This window comes from Streptomyces sp. SS1-1, from assembly GCF_008973465.1.
Taxonomy (GTDB): Bacteria; Actinomycetota; Actinomycetes; order Streptomycetales; family Streptomycetaceae; genus Streptomyces.
The window spans coordinates 7489277-7508879 of the sequence record NZ_WBXN01000004.1; the positions used below are offsets into that span (position 1 = coordinate 7489277).

General features: G+C 69.6%; 18 protein-coding genes and 1 pseudogene. 8 read left to right on the forward strand and 11 right to left on the reverse strand.

Annotated elements, in window-relative coordinates:
- The first annotated feature begins 110 nt into the window (after positions 1–110).
- Entirely contained in the window at positions 111–1040 is a 930-nt protein-coding gene (locus F8R89_RS35735) for an oxidoreductase (protein ID WP_151787904.1), read from the forward strand.
- On the opposite strand, the gene F8R89_RS37015 is transcribed toward F8R89_RS35735, so the two are convergent.
- Positions 1026–1595: a Fic family protein gene (locus F8R89_RS37015; RefSeq protein WP_225994600.1), complete on the reverse strand. Its 570-nt coding sequence runs from the start codon at positions 1593–1595 to the stop codon at positions 1026–1028. The genes F8R89_RS35735 and F8R89_RS37015 overlap by 15 nt on opposite strands.
- 156 nt (positions 1596–1751) lie before the next feature.
- On the reverse strand, positions 1752–2447 hold the full coding sequence (locus tag F8R89_RS37020) for a hypothetical protein (protein WP_225994601.1): 696 nt from the start codon (positions 2445–2447) through the stop codon (positions 1752–1754).
- Between the two features lie 108 nt (positions 2448–2555).
- On the opposite strand from F8R89_RS37020, the gene F8R89_RS35745 reads away from it, so the two are divergent.
- On the forward strand, positions 2556–3875 hold the full coding sequence (locus F8R89_RS35745) for a hypothetical protein (RefSeq protein WP_225994602.1): 1320 nt from the start codon (positions 2556–2558) through the stop codon (positions 3873–3875).
- A gap of 47 nt (positions 3876–3922) precedes the next feature.
- On the opposite strand, the gene F8R89_RS35750 is transcribed toward F8R89_RS35745, so the two are convergent.
- Together F8R89_RS35750 and F8R89_RS35755 are read right to left on the reverse strand one after the other, a co-directional pair.
- The gene (locus tag F8R89_RS35750; protein WP_192806320.1) at positions 3923–4930 is read right to left on the reverse strand and encodes a polysaccharide deacetylase family protein; all 1008 of its coding nucleotides are present in this window, start codon (positions 4928–4930) and stop codon (positions 3923–3925) included.
- Between the two features lie 71 nt (positions 4931–5001).
- Positions 5002–6036, reverse strand: a complete 1035-nt coding sequence (locus F8R89_RS35755) for a glycoside hydrolase family 11 protein (RefSeq protein ID WP_151787906.1) — start codon at positions 6034–6036, stop codon at positions 5002–5004.
- Positions 6037–6587: 551 nt separating this feature from the next.
- Here F8R89_RS35755 and F8R89_RS35760 point away from each other — a divergent pair.
- On the forward strand, positions 6588–7472 hold the full coding sequence (locus F8R89_RS35760; RefSeq protein ID WP_151787907.1) for a fructosamine kinase family protein: 885 nt from the start codon (positions 6588–6590) through the stop codon (positions 7470–7472).
- 415 nt (positions 7473–7887) lie between these two features.
- Here F8R89_RS35760 and F8R89_RS36415 read toward each other — a convergent pair whose 3' ends face one another.
- The 5 genes and pseudogenes from F8R89_RS36415 to F8R89_RS36420 all read right to left on the reverse strand — a co-directional run bounded on the left by F8R89_RS36415 (position 7888) and on the right by F8R89_RS36420 (position 10383).
- A complete protein-coding gene (locus F8R89_RS36415) occupies positions 7888–8055 on the reverse strand; it encodes a hypothetical protein (RefSeq protein ID WP_192806321.1) in 168 nt (55 codons plus the stop codon).
- A 290-nt stretch (positions 8056–8345) separates the two neighbouring features.
- Complete coding sequence (locus F8R89_RS35765) at positions 8346–9212, reverse strand: hypothetical protein (protein ID WP_151787908.1); 867 nt, start codon at positions 9210–9212, stop codon at positions 8346–8348.
- A 44-nt stretch (positions 9213–9256) separates the two neighbouring features.
- Positions 9257–9931: pseudogene (locus F8R89_RS35770) on the reverse strand (SMP-30/gluconolactonase/LRE family protein); the annotation flags it as partial.
- Positions 9873–10226: a hypothetical protein gene (locus F8R89_RS35775; RefSeq protein ID WP_151787909.1), complete on the reverse strand. Its 354-nt coding sequence runs from the start codon at positions 10224–10226 to the stop codon at positions 9873–9875. The gene F8R89_RS35775 and the pseudogene F8R89_RS35770, both read right to left, overlap by 59 nt.
- On the reverse strand, positions 10216–10383 hold the full coding sequence (locus F8R89_RS36420; RefSeq protein ID WP_192806322.1) for a hypothetical protein: 168 nt from the start codon (positions 10381–10383) through the stop codon (positions 10216–10218). Before F8R89_RS36420 ends, F8R89_RS35775 begins: the two co-directional genes overlap by 11 nt.
- Before the next feature lie 879 nt (positions 10384–11262).
- On the opposite strand from F8R89_RS36420, the gene chvE reads away from it, so the two are divergent.
- Together chvE and F8R89_RS35790 are read left to right on the forward strand one after the other, a co-directional pair.
- Positions 11263–12345: a multiple monosaccharide ABC transporter substrate-binding protein gene (gene chvE, locus F8R89_RS35785; protein ID WP_151787910.1), complete on the forward strand. Its 1083-nt coding sequence runs from the start codon at positions 11263–11265 to the stop codon at positions 12343–12345.
- 263 nt (positions 12346–12608) lie between these two features.
- Positions 12609–12857: a hypothetical protein gene (locus F8R89_RS35790; RefSeq protein WP_192806323.1), complete on the forward strand. Its 249-nt coding sequence runs from the start codon at positions 12609–12611 to the stop codon at positions 12855–12857.
- Positions 12858–13065: 208 nt separating this feature from the next.
- Here the strand turns inward: F8R89_RS35790 and F8R89_RS35795 are convergent, their stop codons facing one another.
- Complete coding sequence (locus F8R89_RS35795; RefSeq protein ID WP_225994603.1) at positions 13066–13686, reverse strand: helix-turn-helix domain-containing protein; 621 nt, start codon at positions 13684–13686, stop codon at positions 13066–13068.
- Between the two features lie 376 nt (positions 13687–14062).
- Positions 14063–15316: an MFS transporter gene (locus F8R89_RS35800; protein WP_151787912.1), complete on the reverse strand. Its 1254-nt coding sequence runs from the start codon at positions 15314–15316 to the stop codon at positions 14063–14065.
- 104 nt (positions 15317–15420) lie between these two features.
- On the opposite strand from F8R89_RS35800, the gene F8R89_RS35805 reads away from it, so the two are divergent.
- The 3 genes from F8R89_RS35805 (at position 15421) to F8R89_RS36425 (ending at position 19571) form a co-directional block, all read left to right on the forward strand.
- On the forward strand, positions 15421–15897 hold the full coding sequence (locus F8R89_RS35805; RefSeq protein WP_151787913.1) for a winged helix-turn-helix transcriptional regulator: 477 nt from the start codon (positions 15421–15423) through the stop codon (positions 15895–15897).
- Between the two features lie 365 nt (positions 15898–16262).
- Positions 16263–19223 (forward strand): helix-turn-helix transcriptional regulator, encoded by a 2961-nt coding sequence (locus tag F8R89_RS35810; protein ID WP_151787914.1) that lies wholly within the window; start codon positions 16263–16265, stop codon positions 19221–19223.
- Positions 19224–19415: 192 nt separating this feature from the next.
- Complete coding sequence (locus tag F8R89_RS36425) at positions 19416–19571, forward strand: hypothetical protein (protein ID WP_192806325.1); 156 nt, start codon at positions 19416–19418, stop codon at positions 19569–19571.
- Positions 19572–19603: the final 32 nt, after the last annotated feature.

The following is a 19603-nucleotide window of genomic DNA, read 5'->3' on the forward strand; positions in this document are numbered from 1 at the left end:
TCAAGGTAGGTCCGGCGGACCTAGGCAACCGGCGACGACCGAAAGAGCCCGCACTGCCCTTACCGTCGCCGGACCAACACACCGGACACCCACAACAGCAGGAGCAGCAGATGAGCGAATGGACCGCCGACGGCATCCCCGACCAGCACGGCCGGGTCGCCGTCGTCACCGGCGCGAACTCCGGCCTCGGCCTGGTCACCGCCACCGAACTGGCCCACCGTGGCGCCCACGTCGTCCTCGCCGTTCGCGACACCACCGCCGGCACGAAGGCCGCCCGGCAGATCGGCGGCGACACCGAGGTACGCGAACTCGACCTGGCCAGCCTCGACTCCGTGCACGCCTTCGCCGCGAAACTCACCACCGACCACCCCGTCATCGACGTACTCGTCAACAACGCCGGCGCTGTGCTCCTCGGCCCACGCCGGACCACCACCGACGGATTCGAGCTGCACCTCGGCACCAACATGCTCGGCCCCTTCGCCCTGACCGGCCTGCTGCTGGACAACCTGTCGGCGGCACGGGAGCCCAGGGTCGTCAGCCTCAGCTCGATCACCCACAAGAACGCGCACCTCGACTTCGATGACCTCATGTTCGAACGCGACTACCGGGCCCCTGCCGCCTACGGCCGGTCGAAACTCGCCACCACCGTCTTCGGCATCGAACTGGACCGCCGCCTGCGTGCCGCCGGATCACCGATCGTCAGCGCACTGGCCCACCCCGGCCTGACCCGCACCAACCTGACCCCGCGCGCCTGGGAACACCGCGGCCGGTTCGGCCGGCTCATCGCGTCATCCGGCCTGCTGCTCACCCAGCCGGTCGAGCAAGGTGCGCTGCCGCAACTGCGCGCCGCGACACAACCCGGCGTGCGCGGCGGCCAGTTCTTCGGGCCGGCGTCCCTCTGGGAGACGCGGGGGAGGGTCACCGAAGTCCGTCCCAGCGCTGAGGCCGCCGATCCGGCGGTCGGCAGCCGGCTGTGGGCGGCGGCCGAAGAACTGACCGGCGTCCGCACCCTCCGACCGGCAGATTCATCCCCCGCCTGAACCGCGCCGCCTTCGCGCTCGCTCGCCGGCCCGTTGTCGGGTTTCGCGCATGTGGTGGTCGATGGAGCGGGTGAGGGCGAGCGCGCCGTGTGGGTCGTCGGCGTGGAAGGCGACGCGACGCAGCAACAGCACGCTGTCGAGTGCGACCCCTTCGCGCGCGAGTACGAAGAGGAGGGTGAGGAGGGCACTGCGGGCATTGCCGTCGTCGAAGGGGTGGAAGAAGCAGACGTCGAGGTACGCGCGGGCCGCCCGGGCGGTCAGCGGGAGAGGGCGGGTGGCGTCCTCGGCGCTCTGAGCGAGGCAGGCGTCGAAGCGGGCTCGGGTGTCAGCGGCGATGTCATAGCGTTCCCGGCCGCCCTTGGCGAACGCGGGCAGGCTGCGGAACGGCGGCAACGCGGGCGCGCCGAGGACGTGTTGCTGCCAGCGCTGGATCAGGGCGAAGTCCAACCGGGCGCCGCGCGCGGCGTCGGCCCGCATCAACTCCAGCGCCGTGAGCAGGTTCTGGCCGCGGGCGGGGTCCAGGACGGAGTCGAAGGCCCGTATCTCGTCTGCCATTCCATCGCGCACCGGTGTCACGGCTGTCACTGCTGTCGACGGTGTCATGGGCGCGCTCCCGGCGCTGTCGCCGGCCGTGCCACGGCACGGAGTCCCGCACGCTGAGCCAGCGCTCGAGGTGATCGGGCGGCGCGGGCGGGGCGGCGGTGGTCAGGGTCACGTCGGGGCGTACGGCGTCAGCGAGGCGTTCGGAGATGTCCTCCACCAGCGCCGGGTCCGGGCCCGTCCAGCTCCTGAACCGGCCGCCGATCGCCTGCTCCACCAGGGTGTGCGGCGTCGTCGGGCGGGACGCCCCCAGCGGCTGAGGAACCAGCTCAGTACCTGATGGCAGTGCCCGTACCAGCCGCTGCCGCAGCCCGTGCGGTCGGTGACGTGCAGGATCAGGGTGCGGGCGGTGCGGTCCCACAGGATCCGCTGGTCGTCGATGCCGGCGAGATCCAGCGGGTACGCCTCGAACCAGGCGGCAAGCCGTTCCAGCCACTCCCGCCACTCCCGCAGCGCCGCGGTCACCCGGTCGAGGGTTTCGTCCGGGGTGGTGACCGAGTGCAGTGGGGAGAACCAACTGCCGACCGGCCCTCCACCGAAGTCCCCTTCGTCGTGTGCCCACCGCCAGCCGACGACCCAACGGCCGTAATGCTCGGCCAAGGCCCGGGTCATCGCGTCGGCCCAGGGCCTGGCCTCCTCCCAGCCCCAGTCGTACAGCGCCCGGTCGCCCGCGGAAACGTCAGGACGTCGGGGCACCCGGCGGGCCGGTCCGAGCGACCTGACCACGCCTGCGGCAGCCTCGCTGTCGAACGGATGACGGGCGGGGGCGACCTCCGCCCAGGACAGATCGCGGGGTGACAGCTCCATGAACACCGCGCAAGTCTCATGTCTCACCGGCACGGGTACAACTGGATCGCCGAGCCACGTCGGTTGAAGGGCCCCGCCGCCCAGCCTGGCGGCGACTACGGTGCTGGGGTGACTGATCTTGAAGTAGTGGCACGCGCGCTGGTGGGCGGCGGACGTCGTGTCGAACGGTTGCTTTGCCATCCGCGGCTTCCGCTCGTGGCCTGCTGGGACGCGGAGCGTCCGGCAGTACACATCTGGGACTGCGGTGGAGGCCGACTACGTGAACTCGGCTCCGTGGGCCTGTCGACGCCCATCTACGGGGACGCCCCGGCGTGGGAAGGGATATCGCGGGCGCCCGCTGTGGCGTGGCATCCGGACCGGCCGCTGCTTGTCGTGGCAGGGGAGAGCGGACTACGGCAATGGACTCCCGCAGGGGAAACCGAACCGGAAACGGTCCCAACCACCGCCTCCTACGACACTGTCGCCTTCAGCCCGGACGGACAGACGCTGTGGGGTTCACCGTCGTTCCACGACGAAGGCGGCGACTGGGAGAGCTCGGACGTCATCGACCTCACCTCCGGAACCATCGGTCCCGGACCCCGCTGGGACACCGGGGTCGCGGAGCATCCCGGAGGCGGGCTCGTCGCCACGCTGGCCAGCGACCAAGGGGCCACCTACTGTCTTTTCGCGCGCGTCGACCAAGGGAATGCGCCTGCCGTGATGCGGCCGCTGCGCCGGGCACTGGTCCTGGACTGTGACGGCTACGAGACTCCGGTCTTCAGCGCGGACGGACGACATATGGCGGTGCGCGGCAACGCGTACGACAACTCGGTGGAGGTGTTCGAGTTCCCGTCGTTGCGTCGGGTCCTGAGCACGACCCTCGGCGACCCCAGCCCGGGCTATCCGTACCCGCAGGAGTGGCTCGACCAGGTGAATGCCTGGTCACGTCACAACATCGCCTTCGGACCGCGACCGGGCGTGCTGTGGATCGCGACCCCCGCGGGCGTACTGGTCGAGGTGGACGTCGAAACCCTGGAAGCGGCCGAGCACGCTGTGCGGACGGCGACCCCGGTGGCCGCACTGGCCGCCACGGCGACCGGCGAACTCCTCGTCGCCGGCGATGACGGCGAGTTGACGCTCATGTCAGTGCTGGACGCTTCGGCGCAGACCCGCGGCACGAGCAGGGAGGCCGCCGACAGGGCCGCCTGCGAGGACGCCGCAAGGGCTGCAGCCAGGGAGTTCTCGGAGACCACGGCCGAGGTTCCGGCCGACTGCGACGACCTGGAGACGCACCTTCTCCTGGCCGACGGAACCCGCACATGGGAGGCGGACGATCTGGAAACGGTGACCACGGCCGGCGCGACGGACCCCACCTGGCTTCGACTTCAAGCCGAGATCAACAAGGCACGACTGCAGAACGAACAGACCTTGGGGGAGGGGGAGGCATGACGGACAGGCCGGGGTCGGCCTGCCCGTTGCTGGATGAGGGGTGAGGGTCAGCTGGTGCTGCAGGAGACGGTGGGCCAGGTCCAGTTGCCGTTGGTCTGGATGGTGGCGCCCCAGTTGTTGCCGTTGCCGTTCGGCTTGGCCACGAGGGTTTGCGCGTCGGGGTAGCTTGCGCTGATGTTCCAGGTGGCCAGGACCTTTTCGGGTGAGGGCACCTTCATCGTGACGGTCCAGTTGTTGGAGCCACTGACGGAGACGTTGAGGTTGTAGCGGTCGTTGTACTTGTCGCCGGCCGACAGCGTCGCCGTGCAACTACCGCCCCCGCCACCGCCGCCACCGCCGCCACCGCCGCCGGAACCGCCGTCAGGTGCGACAGCGCGGCCGGTGGTCGGGGAGATCATGCCGGCGCAGAGATTGCGGCTGGCGAGGGACTGTGCGATGCGCGGGATGGCGGCGAGTGTGTTGGCGGGCCACTCGTGCATCAAGATGACCTGGCCGTTGGTGAGGCGGCCGACAGCCTGCACGATGGCGTCGGTGCTGGCGTTGTTCCAGTCCTGGGAGTCGACGTCCCAGATGACCTCGGTGAGGCCGTAACGCGATTCCACCGACCTGAGCGTCGAGTTCGTCTCGCCGTACGGAGGGCGGAACAGCTTCGGGGTGCCGCCGCCCGCCGAGGCGATGGCCTGCTGGGTCCGGGAGATCTCGGAGTCCATCTGGGACTGGCTCTGCTGGGTCAGGTGGGGGTGCGTGTAGCTGTGGTTGCCGACCCACATTCCGGCGTCGACCTGTGCCCGTACTTGAGACGGGTAGGCGGCCGCGTATTGGCCCTCATTGAACATGGTGGCCCGGAGACCATTTTGTTTCAGGGCGTTGAGCAGGGCGGGGGTGTGGTCGTTGGACGGCCCGTCGTCGAACGTGAGGGCGACGTAGCCGTTGCAGCTGGCGGCCTGAGCCGGCGCCGCACTTCCTGCGACAAGCGAGCTGGCCATGAGCGTCCCGGCGACAAGCGCGTAACCAGTGGTGATGGCTGCCAGGGGCTTCCGGAGTCTGAGAGGCACGAGGCGTTTCCCTCCTGGGGGGTACGGGCAGGCCGGGGCCGGCCTGCCCGTTGCTGGGTGAAGGGCGGGGATTAGCTGGTGCTGCAGGAGACGGTCGGCCAGGTCCAGGTTCCGTTGGTCTGGATGGTGGCGCCCCAGTTGTTGCCGTTGCCGTTCGGCTTGGCCACGAGGGTTTGCGCGTCGGGGTAGCTTGCGCTGATGTTCCAGGTGGCGAGAACCTTTTCGGGTGAGGGCACCTTCATCGTGACGGTCCAGTTGTTGGAGCCGCTGACGGAGACGTTGAGGTTGTAGCGGTCGTTGTACTTGTCGCCGGCCGACAGCGTCGCCGTGCAGCCGCCGCCCCCGCCACCGCCGCCACCGTTGCCGCCGCCCCCGCCGCCATTGCCGCCGCCGGAACCGCCTTCGCTGACGGTGATGTTGGAGTTGCCGCTGCTCTGGTAGCCCTCGGTGGCCATGATCATGTAGTTGAAGCTGCCGAGGCGCATGCCGTGGCTCGCCCAGGCGTCGAAGTGGTTGCCGGTGGTGATGGTGCCGCCGGTCCGCTTCGACTGCCGGACACTCCAATACTGCTGGAAGGTCTTGGTGCCCTCGATGGACGGCTGGTTGACGCGGGTGGTCTCGTAGATGTCGTACGTGCCCCCGTCACTGTTGACGGTGCCCCTGTACGTGCCCGTGGGCCGGTAGGTGCCCCAGTTGTCGACGATGTAGTACTCGACGAGCGGGTTCTGGGACCATCCGTACAGGGCCAGGTAGGCGTTGCCGGACGGGTTGAAGCTGCCGGAGTAGTTCACCGTCTTGCGGCCGCCGGTGCTCCAGCCCTTGCCGCCCACGAAGTTGCCGACGTTGCTCCACTGGTAGCTGTAGTTGCCGCCGGAGCCCAGGTTCATGGACACCGAGCCGCCGCCGTCGCTCCAGTGCGAGTAGTAGTAACCGTTGTTGGTGCCGGTCTGGTTGGTGGTGACGACGGTGTCGGCGCTGGCGCTGGCCGGCAATGCCACGGCTGCGACGACGATCGCGAACGCACAGAGCCTGCTGAAGAGGGAGAGCAGACGCCTTCTGGGCCGGGGAGGCGGGCTCCCGACCGTCAGAGCGGATGAGTGGTGCATGTCTTTCCTTCCTGGGTGGGGGACTTGCAGGAGGGAGATCACGGATGCTGCCCGGAGGACCACGTCCGCGCCGAGGGGCACGTCCGTTGGGTGCGGTCCAGAGGCCTTGGTGAACGGTTCGGGACGTTCGGATCGATATCGGCACCGTTCATGAGGGACCTCGGTCGCCTGTGGTGGACGAAGGTGAAGCAGTCGGGCCACAAGCACCAGGAGTCCCCCCGTTGTTACGGAGAGGTTTCGAACGCTGGAGAGTATGGGCGTGGCGCAAGTGCACAGTCAATGACTAAGTTTCCGAAAGATTATCGAAACATGAATGGCTTGACCGGGGATCATGCTTCGAATGTTTCGATTTGCTGGAAGGGGGTGGTGAACGCCCAGGTGAACTAGGGTCGGTGCGGTCGGGCGACGTCGGGCTGGCGTGGACGCGGTGGACTACTGGCCGAAAGCGTCACCGCGTCCTGAGCGCACGGGTCGGGGGCTGGAACCGCTGAGGCCGGTCCCCTGGGGCATCGGGCACTGAGGAAGTCGGCACGTAACAGAGGAGCGCACCGGTGAGGGAAGCGACATCTGGCCTGCTCGAACGCCTCCATGCGGCTGGTCTGAGCGATGTCGTAGCGGTCGAGCCGGCTGCTGGCGGCTTCGCCGCAACCTCGGCCGTCGCGCGGCGTGGTGATGGCACGTCAGTCTTTGTCAAGACGTTCGGGGAGCCACCGTCGGACGATGCCTTCGCCGTCGAGGCGGAGGGGCTCACCGTGCTGGGTGAGAGGGGCGGTCTGGCCACGCCCGAAGTCATCCATGTGGACCGCGACCTACTCGTGCTGTCCGTGCTGCAGCCGCGCCCTGGGACCGCGACCTTTTGGGAGCAGTTGGCCCATGTGCTTGCCCGTCTGCACACCACCACTCGGTACCCGCGATTCGGGTGGCACCGGGACAACTGGCTGGGGCGCCGTCGGCAGATCAATACCTGGGAGGATGACGGCTTCGCGTTCTTCGCCCAGAATCGGTTGCTGCGCTGGCTGGACGAGCGGCGCGTTCAGGAGGCGTTGGACGCCGCCGACCGGATGGCACTGGAGCGCCTGTGCGAGAGGCTGCCTGAGCTGCTGCCGAGCAAGCCGGCCTGTTTGACGCACGGGGATCTGTGGGCGATGAACGTCATGGCGACTGCGGACGGCCTGCCCGCACTGATCGACCCGGCCGTGTCGTACACCTGGGCCGAGGTCGACCTGGCCCACCTGTGGACGACGGCGCCGCCGCCTGAGGCGCACGTGTTCTTCACGCTGTACGCCGAGCTGACCGGCCTCGACGCCGGCTGGCGCGAACGCATGCCGATTCTCCAGCTACGCCAACACCTGGCCGTGATCGCCCAGTTCGACCCCGACTGGGGGGCCGCTGACGCCGTGCGCGCCACGCTCGCCCCGTTCCGGCGACGGCTGTGAAGGGATGCGAACACACTCTGGTCGCGGTGCTGCGTCCAGCAGGCCGGCGTCGGCTCGGCGACCTCCGTTCTCAGGGGAGGAGGCGCCAAGGGCGCGAAGGGCGCGAGAACAACGTCGAAACATTCGCTTTCTGGACCGCGCGCGTCCCACACATCAAAACGCCTACGCGTCCGCTCCGTAGACCTGGCTCTGGTCGTCGTCGGACTCGTCCCGGCGGGACGGCGCTGGCAGGTGGCCGCGGAACTGCATCCGCTCGCGCCGTACCAGCATGATCACGGTGTAGACCGCCGGGGCGCCAGGCCGCAGTACAGGACCGGCAGCCCAGCTCACCGAACGCCCTCCAGGCCAACGCAGTCGCGCACAGCGTGAGCGTGCCGACGGTGATCACCGGGTGCCGGACTGAACCGATCCCTGGTCAAAGTGCGTAGGGGCACACACTGACCTTGTCGTGCTCGATGAAGAGCTCGACCCACGTATCGGCGACGTCTTCGGGCAGCGGATCAACAAGGTCCAGTAGGACCTTCGTGCCCGCGAAGTCGAGGAGGGCGGCACCGTCCTCGGTGAGGTTCAGCCGTCCCCGCACAACGACGCAGTGCCCGCCGGTTCGGAGCCCAGGGCCGGTGCCGACAGCCGGCCTGGCGTTGTACCCCCAGACGATGTCCTGGTCGATCGTCCACTCGACGCGGTATTCGCCGGGTGCCGCAGCCTGATCTCCGCACCATCGGACCGCGGCCCCTCCGAACGAGGTCTAAACGTTCGCCAGCCAGGGGCGTCCAGGAAGCTTTGCGACTTTCACCAGTTCGATCAGCATCGTTCGATCAAGCTCCAAACGCTGTGCGAAGGGCCCCAGCATCCAACTCACAGGAAGTGGCGTCAGCTGTTGAGGTCGAACACCGCCCACGCCGTGAACGGCTGGGCTTGGACGTAGATCCTGCTTCCCCGGCCGACGACCCGGCGGCGGCCGGGGAGGGATCCGTCGGGCAGAGTGAGCAGACCGAAGCCGGTCGGCTCGACGGTCGTTTCGGTCACCTCGCCGAGGGCGAGCCGGTCCGCCTCCTCGCCGTATCCGCCGTAGAAGGCGACCCGCTCGCCGTGGACGGCCACCGCCTTGGCTCCCCGGACACGGTTCGCCCACACCCTCACGGGCCGGTCGATGCGGTCCGGGCGTATCTCCACCAGCGGGAAGTCCGTGTACGGGCACGCCCAGGCGGTGGTGCCCGACACATTCAGGGCATAGCAGTCGAAGAGACCGGGGATGCTTGCCTCGTCCGACATCCAGTAGAGCTGGCCTGTGCGGCTCCAGCGGCGGATGCCGGACGGATTTTCGTCGAAGTGCCCGACCCAGATGTGGCCTGCATCGTCCACGAGAAGGTGCTCGATGGCGTCCCCGACGGAGAAGGAGGAGGTCTCGCGGCCGAGCGCGTCGAAGACCTGGACCTGGTCCGCGTCCTCGTACCGGCGGGCGCGGGATGCCCCGACGACGAACCCTCCGTCCGGCAGACGGTCCAGACGCGGCCAGCGGGCCCGCACGGCGTTGAGTTCGGTGAGTTCGATGTCGCCGCCCGGATGGACGGAGGCGATCAGCGCGTCGAAGGGCGGGACATCGCCACCGCGCCGCGGTGCACGGTCGGCCAGCAGCCAGTGCGCGGTGCCGAAGACATCGACGGTACTGGTCAGGACGTGGCGGTGGTGGTGCGCGCGCGGGAGGTGAGCGTAGGGAACGAGGGCGGTCTTCTGCACGGGCGGGCTCTCCTGGGGCGGGCTGCTGATCAGTCGGTCGCAGGTCACCGGGATGCCGGGGCCCGCCAGGGCTGGTGTCCCGGGCCGGTCGGATGCGTGCCCGTCACGCCCATGACCAGAGAGTAGAGGCTGGTCTGCGCGGTGATGAAGAGACGGTTGCGCTTGGCTCCGCCCCAGGAGATGTTGGCCACCGCCTCGGGGACGTTGAGCCGTCCGATCAGCGTGCCGTCGGGGTCGTAGCAGTGCACCCCGTCGTCCATCGCGGCTGCCCAGAGCCGTCCGCCGTCATCGAAGCGGAGGTTGTCGAAACGGGCGTTCTGGCGGGATCCGGCGTCGGCGAAGACCTTGCCGTCGGAAAGGGTGCCGTCGTCCCGTACGTCGAAGACCCGGATGCAGCCGGCCCGGGTGTCGGAGACGAAGAGCTGTCGCTCATCGGCCGAGAAGACCAGGCCGTTCGGCGCCGCGAAGCAGCCGGCGACCAGGCGTACTTCACCGCTGTCCGGGTCGATCCGGTAGACGTTGTTGGCGCCGATCTCGCTGTCGGCGCGATAGCCCTCGTAGTCACTGGTGATGCCGAAGTCCGGATCGGAGAACCAGACGGAGCCGTCCGACTTGACCGCGGCGTCGTTCGGACTGTTCAGCCGCTTGCCCTGCCAGCGGTCAGCCAGCACGGTGACAGTGCCGTCGTGCTCGGTGCGCGTCAGTCGGCGGTTGCCCTGACGCGACGGCCTGCACCACCTCGGCCGGCGTTCCCCCGGGGGCCTCGCACTCCAGCACGGTCGGCCACTCCAGGAAGTCGAAGGGGTGCGCGCGTCGGCCTGTGGCGTAGTCGTTGGGTCCGCCGGTCACGCGCACCGGTCCGATCACCAGCTCTGGGCCGTCGTCCGTGACGAGGTCGAGGGCGTGTCGGAGCCGGGCCATGATCCGTGACGCGGCTTCCGCGTCCACGTAGATCGAAGCGTTGCTGTAAGCGGAATCCGGGTTGACGGGCGAAGGCCCGAGCTCATTTGTCACGCGTGCTCCTTGCCGATTTCGGCGAGTGGAGGGGAAGGAGACGCCACGGATCGGCACCGTAGGTCACGGCCCGGCCATCGATGCCCTTGCCCGCCAGGCCGACGGCATGGTGATCGACGAACGCGTACGGCAGCGGCACGGGTATGGGGTGAGTCATCGCGCCATGCTGCCAGGCCCGCCTCGCGCCGCTTCGCCGCCTACGTGATCGAGGCGTTCCGCGCCGTGCCGGAGACCGAAGCCCCTACGCCGCTGCCGCCGGCACCACGCCCGCAGCTCACGGATTCCACCAGCACGCCGTAAGTTCCGTCACCTGCAGGTCCGTCGCCCCCCCCCGGGGCAAGACAGCCTCTGTGGACCGCAGCGGCCGTGCAGGACACTCCGACGGCCCGGTCTCCGCGGGCGTGGTGCGGGAGTTGTCGGGCACCGGCCTGGCGGCCCCGCCTGCTGCGCAAGTCCTTGGCCGCCACGGCTTCCTCGAGGGCGACCGCCACGGCCATGATGCCGCGCCCTCAGCCTCACCGACCTGCCTGACCTCGACCACAGACACACCATCTGTTCACGCCGTTGACAGCCCGTCACATATCACCTAACTTCTCGTCATCTTTTTCGAACAGGTGCCGAAATATCGAACATCTGAGAGGCGAGTGTCCTGTGTCTTTGGGAACTTGCGCCACGTGCGTCGAGGTACGCACGGGTGTCGGCTCACTGGATCCGGAAAGTCCCGGATCTTGAGGCTCAGCGACGGAGTGGTCGACGATGCGCAGGGCCGCCTCGAGATGCCTCGGGAGCGAGCCGAGTAGAGACCGAGTCCATCTGACCCCGATCGGTCAACGAGATTCGCCGCTTATGCCGTTCATCACGGCCTACTTGCTCTCGGGGGCTCCAGCAATGCATCTGCACGGCCCCGTCCCTCGTGACCTGGTTCGGAACACCATTCGATGGGCTTTTACCGCCCGCTCCACCCCTCCTCGCCGCTCCACATGCGTCTCCCGTGCCCTCATCTCCTCAACGACGAGAAGAACAAGGAACGATCACCATGCTCAATCGAAGAGCCGTCCTCGCCGGAACCATGTCCCTCGCCTTTCTGTCCGCGTGCAGCCAGAACGGTGAGGACGGCTCGGCGGGCGCTTCCGAGGCCGGTGCCGTCGGCATCGCCATGCCGACGCGGGCCTCCGACCGGTGGCTCACCGACGGCAAGAGTGTCGTCGAGAGCCTCAAGTCCCGGGGTTACAAGACCAAGCTGGTCTACGGCGACGACGACCCGAAGGCCCAGGTCGCACAGATCAAGGAACTGATCGAACAGGGCGTCGACGCTCTGATCATCGCGGCGATCGACAACAGGTCGCTGGACGCCGTGCTGCAGCGGGCCGCCGACGCGGACATCGCGGTGATCTCCTACGACCGGCTCATCCTCGGCACCCGGAACGTCGACTACTACGTCTCCTTCGACAACGAGATGGTCGGCAGGGTGCAGGCCCACTACATCATCGAGAAGCTCGGTCTGGAAGACGGCAAGGGCCCGTTCAACATCGAGCTGTTCGCCGGCTCTCATGACGACAACAACACCAAGTATTTCTTCGACGGTTCGATGGCGCTTCTACAACCGTTCCTGGACAACGGAAAGTTGGTCGTCCCGTCCGGTCAGACCGAACTCGACCAGATCACCACCCTGCGCTGGGACGGGCGCACCGCGCAACGGAGAATGAGCGGCATCCTCGCCAAGTCGTACGGCGACAGAAAGGTCGACGCGGTCCTGTCGCCGTACGACGGCATTTCCAGGGGCGTCCTGTCCGCACTGAAGTCGGCCGGTTACGGCTCCGGCGGCAGACCGCTTCCGGTGATCACGGGTCAGGACGCCGAACTGGATTCGGTGAAGTCCATCATCGCGGGCCAGCAGTCACAGACCGTCTACAAGGACGTCCGCCAACTCGCGCAGGCCGCGGCGACCATGGTCGATGACATCCTCCACGACAGGGAGCCGGAGGTGGACAACGGCACTGACTACGACAACGGTGTCAAGGCGGTCCCGGCCGTCCTGCTGCAGCCCACGAGCGTCGACAAGACCAACTACGACGTCCTGGTCAAGTCCGAATACTTCACAGAGGCCCAGCTCAAGTAGCGGCAGTGCGTCCGTGTGACGCACCGGCACGAACGCACGGGGGCATATCGAACACCGGATGCGCTGATCCCTGCAGGCACCTCAAGTGGTCATTGGCGCAGTGGAGTTGGTCTGCGGGTCTTGACGGCTGCCCGGTCTGCGCCGCCTGCGTTCGTGCGCGCGGGCACCCGCTGCTCGCCTCGTCGCCCGGAGTGACCCGCTTTCCTCCCGGGCTCGGCCGGACCCGGAGCTGCGCGCGCAGCCGTCGGCCTTGTCGCGGCGGCGTGGCCGGGGGCCGGTCGGGCCTGGACGCCGTTGTCTCCGGGCGGCTGCACCTCCTGCTCGTCTGCATGGCGCGTGCTCGGTTCGAGGAGCATTCCGACGGCGGCCGGCCGCGCGCCCTGCGCGTCGGCGAGGTCGCGGCCGTACTGGAGGCACTGCACTCCGAGCCCGCCGCCCACTGCTCGCCGCCCTGGTGGGCCTGTCGTGCTTTCTCCCGGGCGCGGGGGGTGGGGCCGGCCGTTCAGGCCTGAACAACGGAACAGCGAACACGCCGGAACAGCGAACACGCCGGAACAGCGAACATGCCGGAACAGCCGAACCGCAGAACACGGGCGCCTCCGAGCACAGACGCCCCCTGAACACAGGTGACCCCTGAACCGGGCGCGCCGGTGAACATGCTGCTGTGCCGGGTATCCGGGCCCCACCTGGGTCTCCCTGGGTCTCCTCGGCCTTCATGCTCTACATGGTCACATCGCGCAGATCCGACCCGATCAGCGTGGCCACCCGTTCCAAGGGCCGCTTCAGGGACTCGAGTTCGTGGCTCGTCGGTCGGGCGAGGGACAGCACCGCGACGTCCGCGGTGTCCGTGCCCGACACGCTGAAAGGCAGGGCGATGCAGTTGCACTCCGCGCGCACCCGACCGTATTCGGCGGACAGCCGCCCCGTCTCAAGCGCGCGCCAGATGGCGGACTCCGGATGGCGTGCGGAGGAGTGTTGCTGTTCGGTCGAGACGTGCAACCCCACCTGCGTCCCGAAGGCGCGGCAGACGGTGACCAGTTCACCGTTTGTGAAGCGGTGCAGGAAAAGCGTGGCGCCGGTCGCCCGGGACAGGGCTTCGAGTCGTAGACGGGCGGTCGCCGCCAGCATGGAGGACAGGTCGAAGCCGGACAGCTCGAGGATGCCGGGACCGATCCGCCATTTGCCGGCGTGCCGCTCGACTGCGCCCTCGACACTCAGCTGTTCGAGTAGTCGGTGGGCCGTGGTCTTAGGGATGCCCACCGTGGCGGCGAGACGTGTGACGCCCACGGGACGACCCGGGGTCGCCGCGAGCACACGGAGCAGCGCGAACGCGTTCGCCACGACGCTTGGGGCGCCCGCCCCTTGAACGGACGACGCCGGCTGGGGGAGGGGCTCTTCACGTGGCACTGGCATGGCGTATCTCTCGGTGAGCGGAGACGGATCGGCCCGCGCGGCCCTGGGTACTTGCTCTGCGGCCACGGACCGAAGCGGGGCGAGGCGGGGCGAGGCGGGGCGAGGCGGGCCAGCACTGTAACTGTGGAGTTGGTCCGGGCATGCCGTGGATGCTCGGCGAGACCGTGCTCCCACCCGTCGACGTCGCGGGGCATTCCAAGGAGGGCGGCGGCCAGGTGTTCGCTGTGCGGCCGGGCGGGCCATGCCGTCTGTCCCCGGTAGCCGCTCAGGGGCAACGACCCGACGGCGCCGCGGACGCGGACGGTCACGAGGCTCGTGCCTCCACGCCACCCGGCGTCGAAGACGCGGCCGCAAGCCGGGACCGGCGCCGCTCCGCCCTGTGCAAGGGCGCGAGCACCGTCAGACCGGCCGCCAGGGCGGCGAGGAAGAGGACGCCGAAGGCGATCGCCCCGGTCATCAGGCCCGACATCAGGCCGTGGGCCGTCACGACGGCTCCCAGGGCGGGGGCGCCGACACCCTGGGCGATGTAGCCGACGAGGTAGCCCGCGGAGACCATGCCGGCCCGGTGGTGTGGCGCGGCGTACCGGTTGAACACCGTCAGACCGCCGGCGAAGTCGAAGGCATAGGCGGCGCCGGCGACCGCGGAGGCGAGAAAGAACAGCCCGAGCGAGTGCGTCGTGCCGGTGAGGACGTACAGCCACACCGCGGTGATCGAACCGGCGGCGCCGAGCGTGACGAGAAGCCACACGTGAAGGCGCCGGGCTCCGAGTGCGAAGAGCGTGATGCAGGCCGCGAAGACGGCCAGCAAGGCGCCCGTGACGAGGGAGTTGGTCGATCCGGCCAGCTGCTGCGCGATCTTCGCGCCGAGCGGCAGCACGATCGCCCCGAGCAGGAAGGACGAGGCGAACGCCAGCGCTCCGGCGAGGAAGATCAGCCTGCTGCCTCGAGGTATGGAGAGGGGGCGCACCCGCCAGGGTCCGGCCGCCTCATCGCGGGTGTGGCGCGGCAGGCGCGTCACCATGACGGCGACGAGCGCGATGACACCGGCCAGGACGAAGAAGTGCAGGTGGACGGGGTGCGGTGCGTACTGGGTGAGGGCACCGCCCACCACCATGGCCAGGCCGATCCCCAGGGCCGAGACGGCGGTGCTGGCGGCCCCGGCACGCTTCTCCTGCCCGGGAGCGCTGAACTCGACCATGGCGACGCTGGCGGGGCTGATGGACAGTCCGACCCCCAGTCCCATCAGGGCACGGCCGACGAGCAGCCACGAGACGTCGTCGGCCAGGGCGAAGAGCAGGACGCCCGCGAGTTCGGCGGCCAGGCCCCACAGGATGGAGGCCCGCCTTCCGATGTGGTCCGAGAGGTCTCCGAGGAGGACCAGCACAGGGATCAGGGTGATCGGGTAGGCGGCGAAGATCCGGGTGATGGTCGTCGTCGAGACCCCCCACTGGCTCTGGTAGAGCGGATACGTCATGGTCGGGCACGCGCTCGTCCACAGGGCGAGAGCCACGACCGCGCCCGCGGTCCAGAAGCTGACGCGATTGCCTAGGGCTGACACGGAGTCTCCAGTCGATCTGCGGGCAACGGCGCCGCCCGTCTGAGTTGTCTTATGCAAGTTAGGTCTCTGAGTATATTTCCGCAACTCAGGTGTAGACTCGTCGTATGACCAAGGCACTCGGCAAGGACTCGACCTGCTCGATCGCGCGGAGCCTCGAAGTCCTCGGCGACAGCTGGACGCTTCTGATCATCCGCGAGGCGGTCGTGGCCCACACGACCCGCTTCCAGGACTTCCGTGACGCGCTCGGAATCGCGCCCAACATCCTGACGAAGCGACTCGCCCTCCTGGTGGACCAGGGGCTGCTGGAGCGCCGGACCTATCGCGAACCCGGTGAACGCGCCCGGGACGAGTACGTGCTCACGGAGGCGGGGCGCAGCCTCTCCCTGATCATCGCCGCTCTGGCCGAGTGGGGGCGCACCCATCGCCCCCGGCCGGACGGCACCTCCCCCCGCTTCTCGCTGGACGAGTCGGGCACGCCGGCCGAGCTGGCGTTCGTCACCGCCGACGGGGAAGTGGTGCCGCCGCACGCCCTCACGGCGCGCCGCACCGAGGACGCTCGTCTGGGCGGCACCCCTGCCTGAGACGGCCCGTCCGGGCGCCCCTGCCCTGAGGCCTGCCTGGGCATCCCCGCCGGAGCGCGGCGTCTCCGTCAGCCGGACGCAATCCGGTCGTGACTCCGGCGCATGCCGGGTGCGAGCCGGGCGCAAACCGGATGCGAGCCGCGCGCAAGCGGTCCGCCGAGCACCCCCCCCCCATCCATGCGATCAGCCGGGCCGCCGGGCCGCCGATCCGCCGGGCCGCCTCGGCCTCGTCGACCGCCCCCGCCGTACCCCGTGAACGGGCCGTCATCCACGCTCGCCGCACGCGAGCATCCGCACGGTGCACGCAGAACACCGTCTAGAGTCGGCACCGGTGTTCTGCGACGACGGCGAAAGAGGAGCGGACGGTGGCCGAAGCGGCACGCACCGAAGTGGGGGAGGACCAGGTGCTCTCCGTACCACGGTTCGTCGGTCGTGACCGGGAGCTGGCCGCCCTGGAGGGGGCGCTCGGAACCGCTCCCGCGCTGGTCCTGCTCGAGGGAGAAGCCGGCATCGGCAAGACCAGACTGCTGAGGGAGTGTCTGGCGACGTGGACCGGGCAGGGCCACCGTGTCCTGACCGGGGCGTGCCCCGAACTGCGCGTGCCGTACACCCTCGGGGCCATGGTGGACGCCGTGCGCGACGGCGTCGACAACGTTGCCAGCCTGCCGCTCAGCGGCCTCGCCGGAGCCCTGCGGCCCCTCTTTCCCGAGTGGGCCGACGATCTCCCGCCCGCGCCCGAGCCGCTCAAGGACGCGACCTCGGCACGCCACCGCCTGTTCCGGGCGTTCATGGAGCTCCTCGGCCGCCTCGACGTCGGCGTGCTGGTGATCGAGGACGTGCACTGGGCGGACGAGGCGACGCTGGAGTTCCTCCTCTTCCTGGTCTCGCGCTGCCCGCAGACGGTCAGCGTGGTCCTGACCTACCGCCGCGACGAAGTGCCGCCCGGCTCCCTGCTCTTGCGGCTCACGTCCCGGCCACCGGCCGACGGACACCTGGTGCGCCTCGTCCTGGAACCTCTGGACATCGACGACACTGCCTCGCTCGTCTCCTCGATGCTGACTGGGCAGAGCGTCTCGCACGAGTTCGCGGCCTTCCTGCACGCACGCACCGAAGGAGTGCCGCTGGCCGTCGAGGAGTCGGTGCGACTGATGCACGACCGGGCCGACCTCGTCCGTAAGGACGGAGGCTGGACGCGACGCAGGCTGGAACGCATCGAGGTGCCGCCCACGATCCGCGACGCCGTCCTCGACCGGGTCGGCCGGGTGGAACCGGGCACCCGTACCGTCCTGTACGCGGCGTCCGTACTGTCCGGCCCGACCGACCAGGCCACGCTCCGCGAGGTCACCGCTCTGCCCGAGGACACCTTCGCCGCCCACGCGGCCGAGGCACTCGGCGGGGGACTGCTGCGCGAACTCCGGCTCGGTCAGTGGGCCTTCCGCCATTCGCTGGCCAGCCACGCCGTCTACGAGGCCATCCCGCCCGAGGAGCGGCGGGTCATGCACCTGCGCGCCGGCCGGGCGCTGGAGCGGTGGACCCTGCCCCCGGTCGCCCAGCTGGCCCGGCACTTCCGGCTGGCGGGTGATGTCGAGGCGGCGTGCCGGTACACGGAACAGGCCGCCGACCTGTGCGTCCAGTCCGGCGACGTGGCCACCGCCGCCCTGCTCATGCACAGCCTGGTGACCACCATGGCCGTCCCGCCCGAGGTGCTCGTCCGGCTGGTCACGGAGATCCAGTTCCAGGCCCTGTCCGGTTCGGACCCGTACTCGGAGACCATCGCCTCGCTGCGCAGGGCACTGGACGCCGCGATGCCCACCCCGGGGCAACGAGCCCTGCTGCGCTTCCAGATCGGCCGGCTGCTCATGGCGGCCGGCGACATGGAGGCCGGCCGCGCGGAGATCCTCGCGGCGGTCCCCGGCCTGCGCCCAGGCCGACCCGAGGCGGCACGGGCCCGCATCCTGCTCGCCCTCCCTCTGGGCGTGGCCCGCCCGGCCCGCGAACACCTGCGCTGGCTGCGGGAGGCGCCGTCGGCGGACACGGCGACGACTCCCCTCGACCGCCTCCAGCTGTCCGTGGAACGCGCCTTCGCGCTGGTCATGCTCGGCGAGGAGCGCGGCTGGGAGGAGGCCCGGCACATACCGGACGCCGTCGGCGACCCACGCGAGGCCTCCATCGTGGCGATCGGCCACGCCAACTTCGCCGAGGCGGCCATGCGCTGGGGCCGCTACGACGAGGCCCGCACCCGGCTGGCCACGGCCCAGTCGCTCGCCGAACGCCATGAACTCCTTGACTATCTCGACACGATCGCCGCCTCCCGCGCCCACCTCGACTGGTTCACCGGCAACTGGGCCGAACTCTCCGAACGAACCGCGCAGTTGGCCGCCGGCCACGGGGTGCGACTGAAGGACCGCTGCGAGGCGGCCCTCGTGGCGGGGCTGATCCTCGCGGCGACCGGGGAGCGCGAAGCGGCGCTGGAACGACTGGACTTCGCCGGGCGCGACGACCAGCAGCTCATCGAGGCCACCGCGGCCTCGGCACGGCTGTGGCTGCGTGACGGGGACGTCGACCAGGCCCTCCGGCTCACCGACGGTCTGGCCGAGGCCGTCGTCGACGGGGGAATCTGGACCAGGGCCTGCGACTTCACGACGGTCCGGGTCGCGGCACTCGCCGCCGCCGGCCGGCACGACGACGCCCTACGACTGACCGACGCCTTCTCCCAGGCGCTCGGAGACAACGACGCACCCGCCGCGCTCGCCGGCCTGACCCAGTGCCGGGCGGTTCTCGCCGAGGCCGACGGCCACCTCCCCGAAGCCGCCCTGCTGCACGAGCGCGCGGCCGACCGCTGGCAGGCGCTCCCGCGCCCTTACGACGCTCTCCTCGCCCGTGAGCGCGGTGCCCACTGCCGCCTGGCCGGCGGTGACGAGGGTGAGCGGGAACCGGCTCTGTCGACGCTGGTCGACGTGCGCCGGGCCCTGCACGAGCTGGGCGCCCGGCACGACGCGGAGCGGGTGGCGCGGTTCCTGAACGAACAGGGCGTGAGCGTACGGGAGACGCGGGGCCCCGGACGTCCCAGCTACGGCAACCGGCTCTCCCCGCGCGAACTGGAGGTCGCCCGCCTGCTGCTGGAGGGCCGCACCAACCGGCAGATCGCCCACGCCCTCGTGGTGTCGACACAGACCGTCTCCAGCCAGGTCCGGTCGGCCATGCGCAAACTGAAGGTGACGACCCGGACCGGACTCGCGCTGCGGATCGTGGAGTTGGGGCTCCTCGCCGAGTCTCAGCCCCCGTCCCAGTCCCCGTCCCCGTCCCAGTCCCCGTCCCAGTCCTAGTCCGAGCCCGGGGCAGGGATGCCGAGGGCGGGGGCCCAGGACCGGGACCGCGTCCGGGCCTGGGGCTGCCGGACGACGAGTGAATTCCCGACCAACCGCTGCGGACGAATAAATGACGCGACGTCTTCGGCGAGTTGATTCACTCATGTGACCAATCGAGGGGCAGCGGGGCCCGAACGCACACTGGTGCGCATGTTGCCCGCCACACCGTCCTCCGACGACGCACCGGGGGCCGTCGGGAACACCCCGGCCGACCAGGTGAACGAACCGCCCTCCACTGACGCCACCTGGCCGGCCCCCGCGGAGGACGCGGCTGACGCCTCCTGCGCCGACTACGAGCCGTTGTAGCGCGCCCCTTCGTCAAACGACGTGCCGAGGAC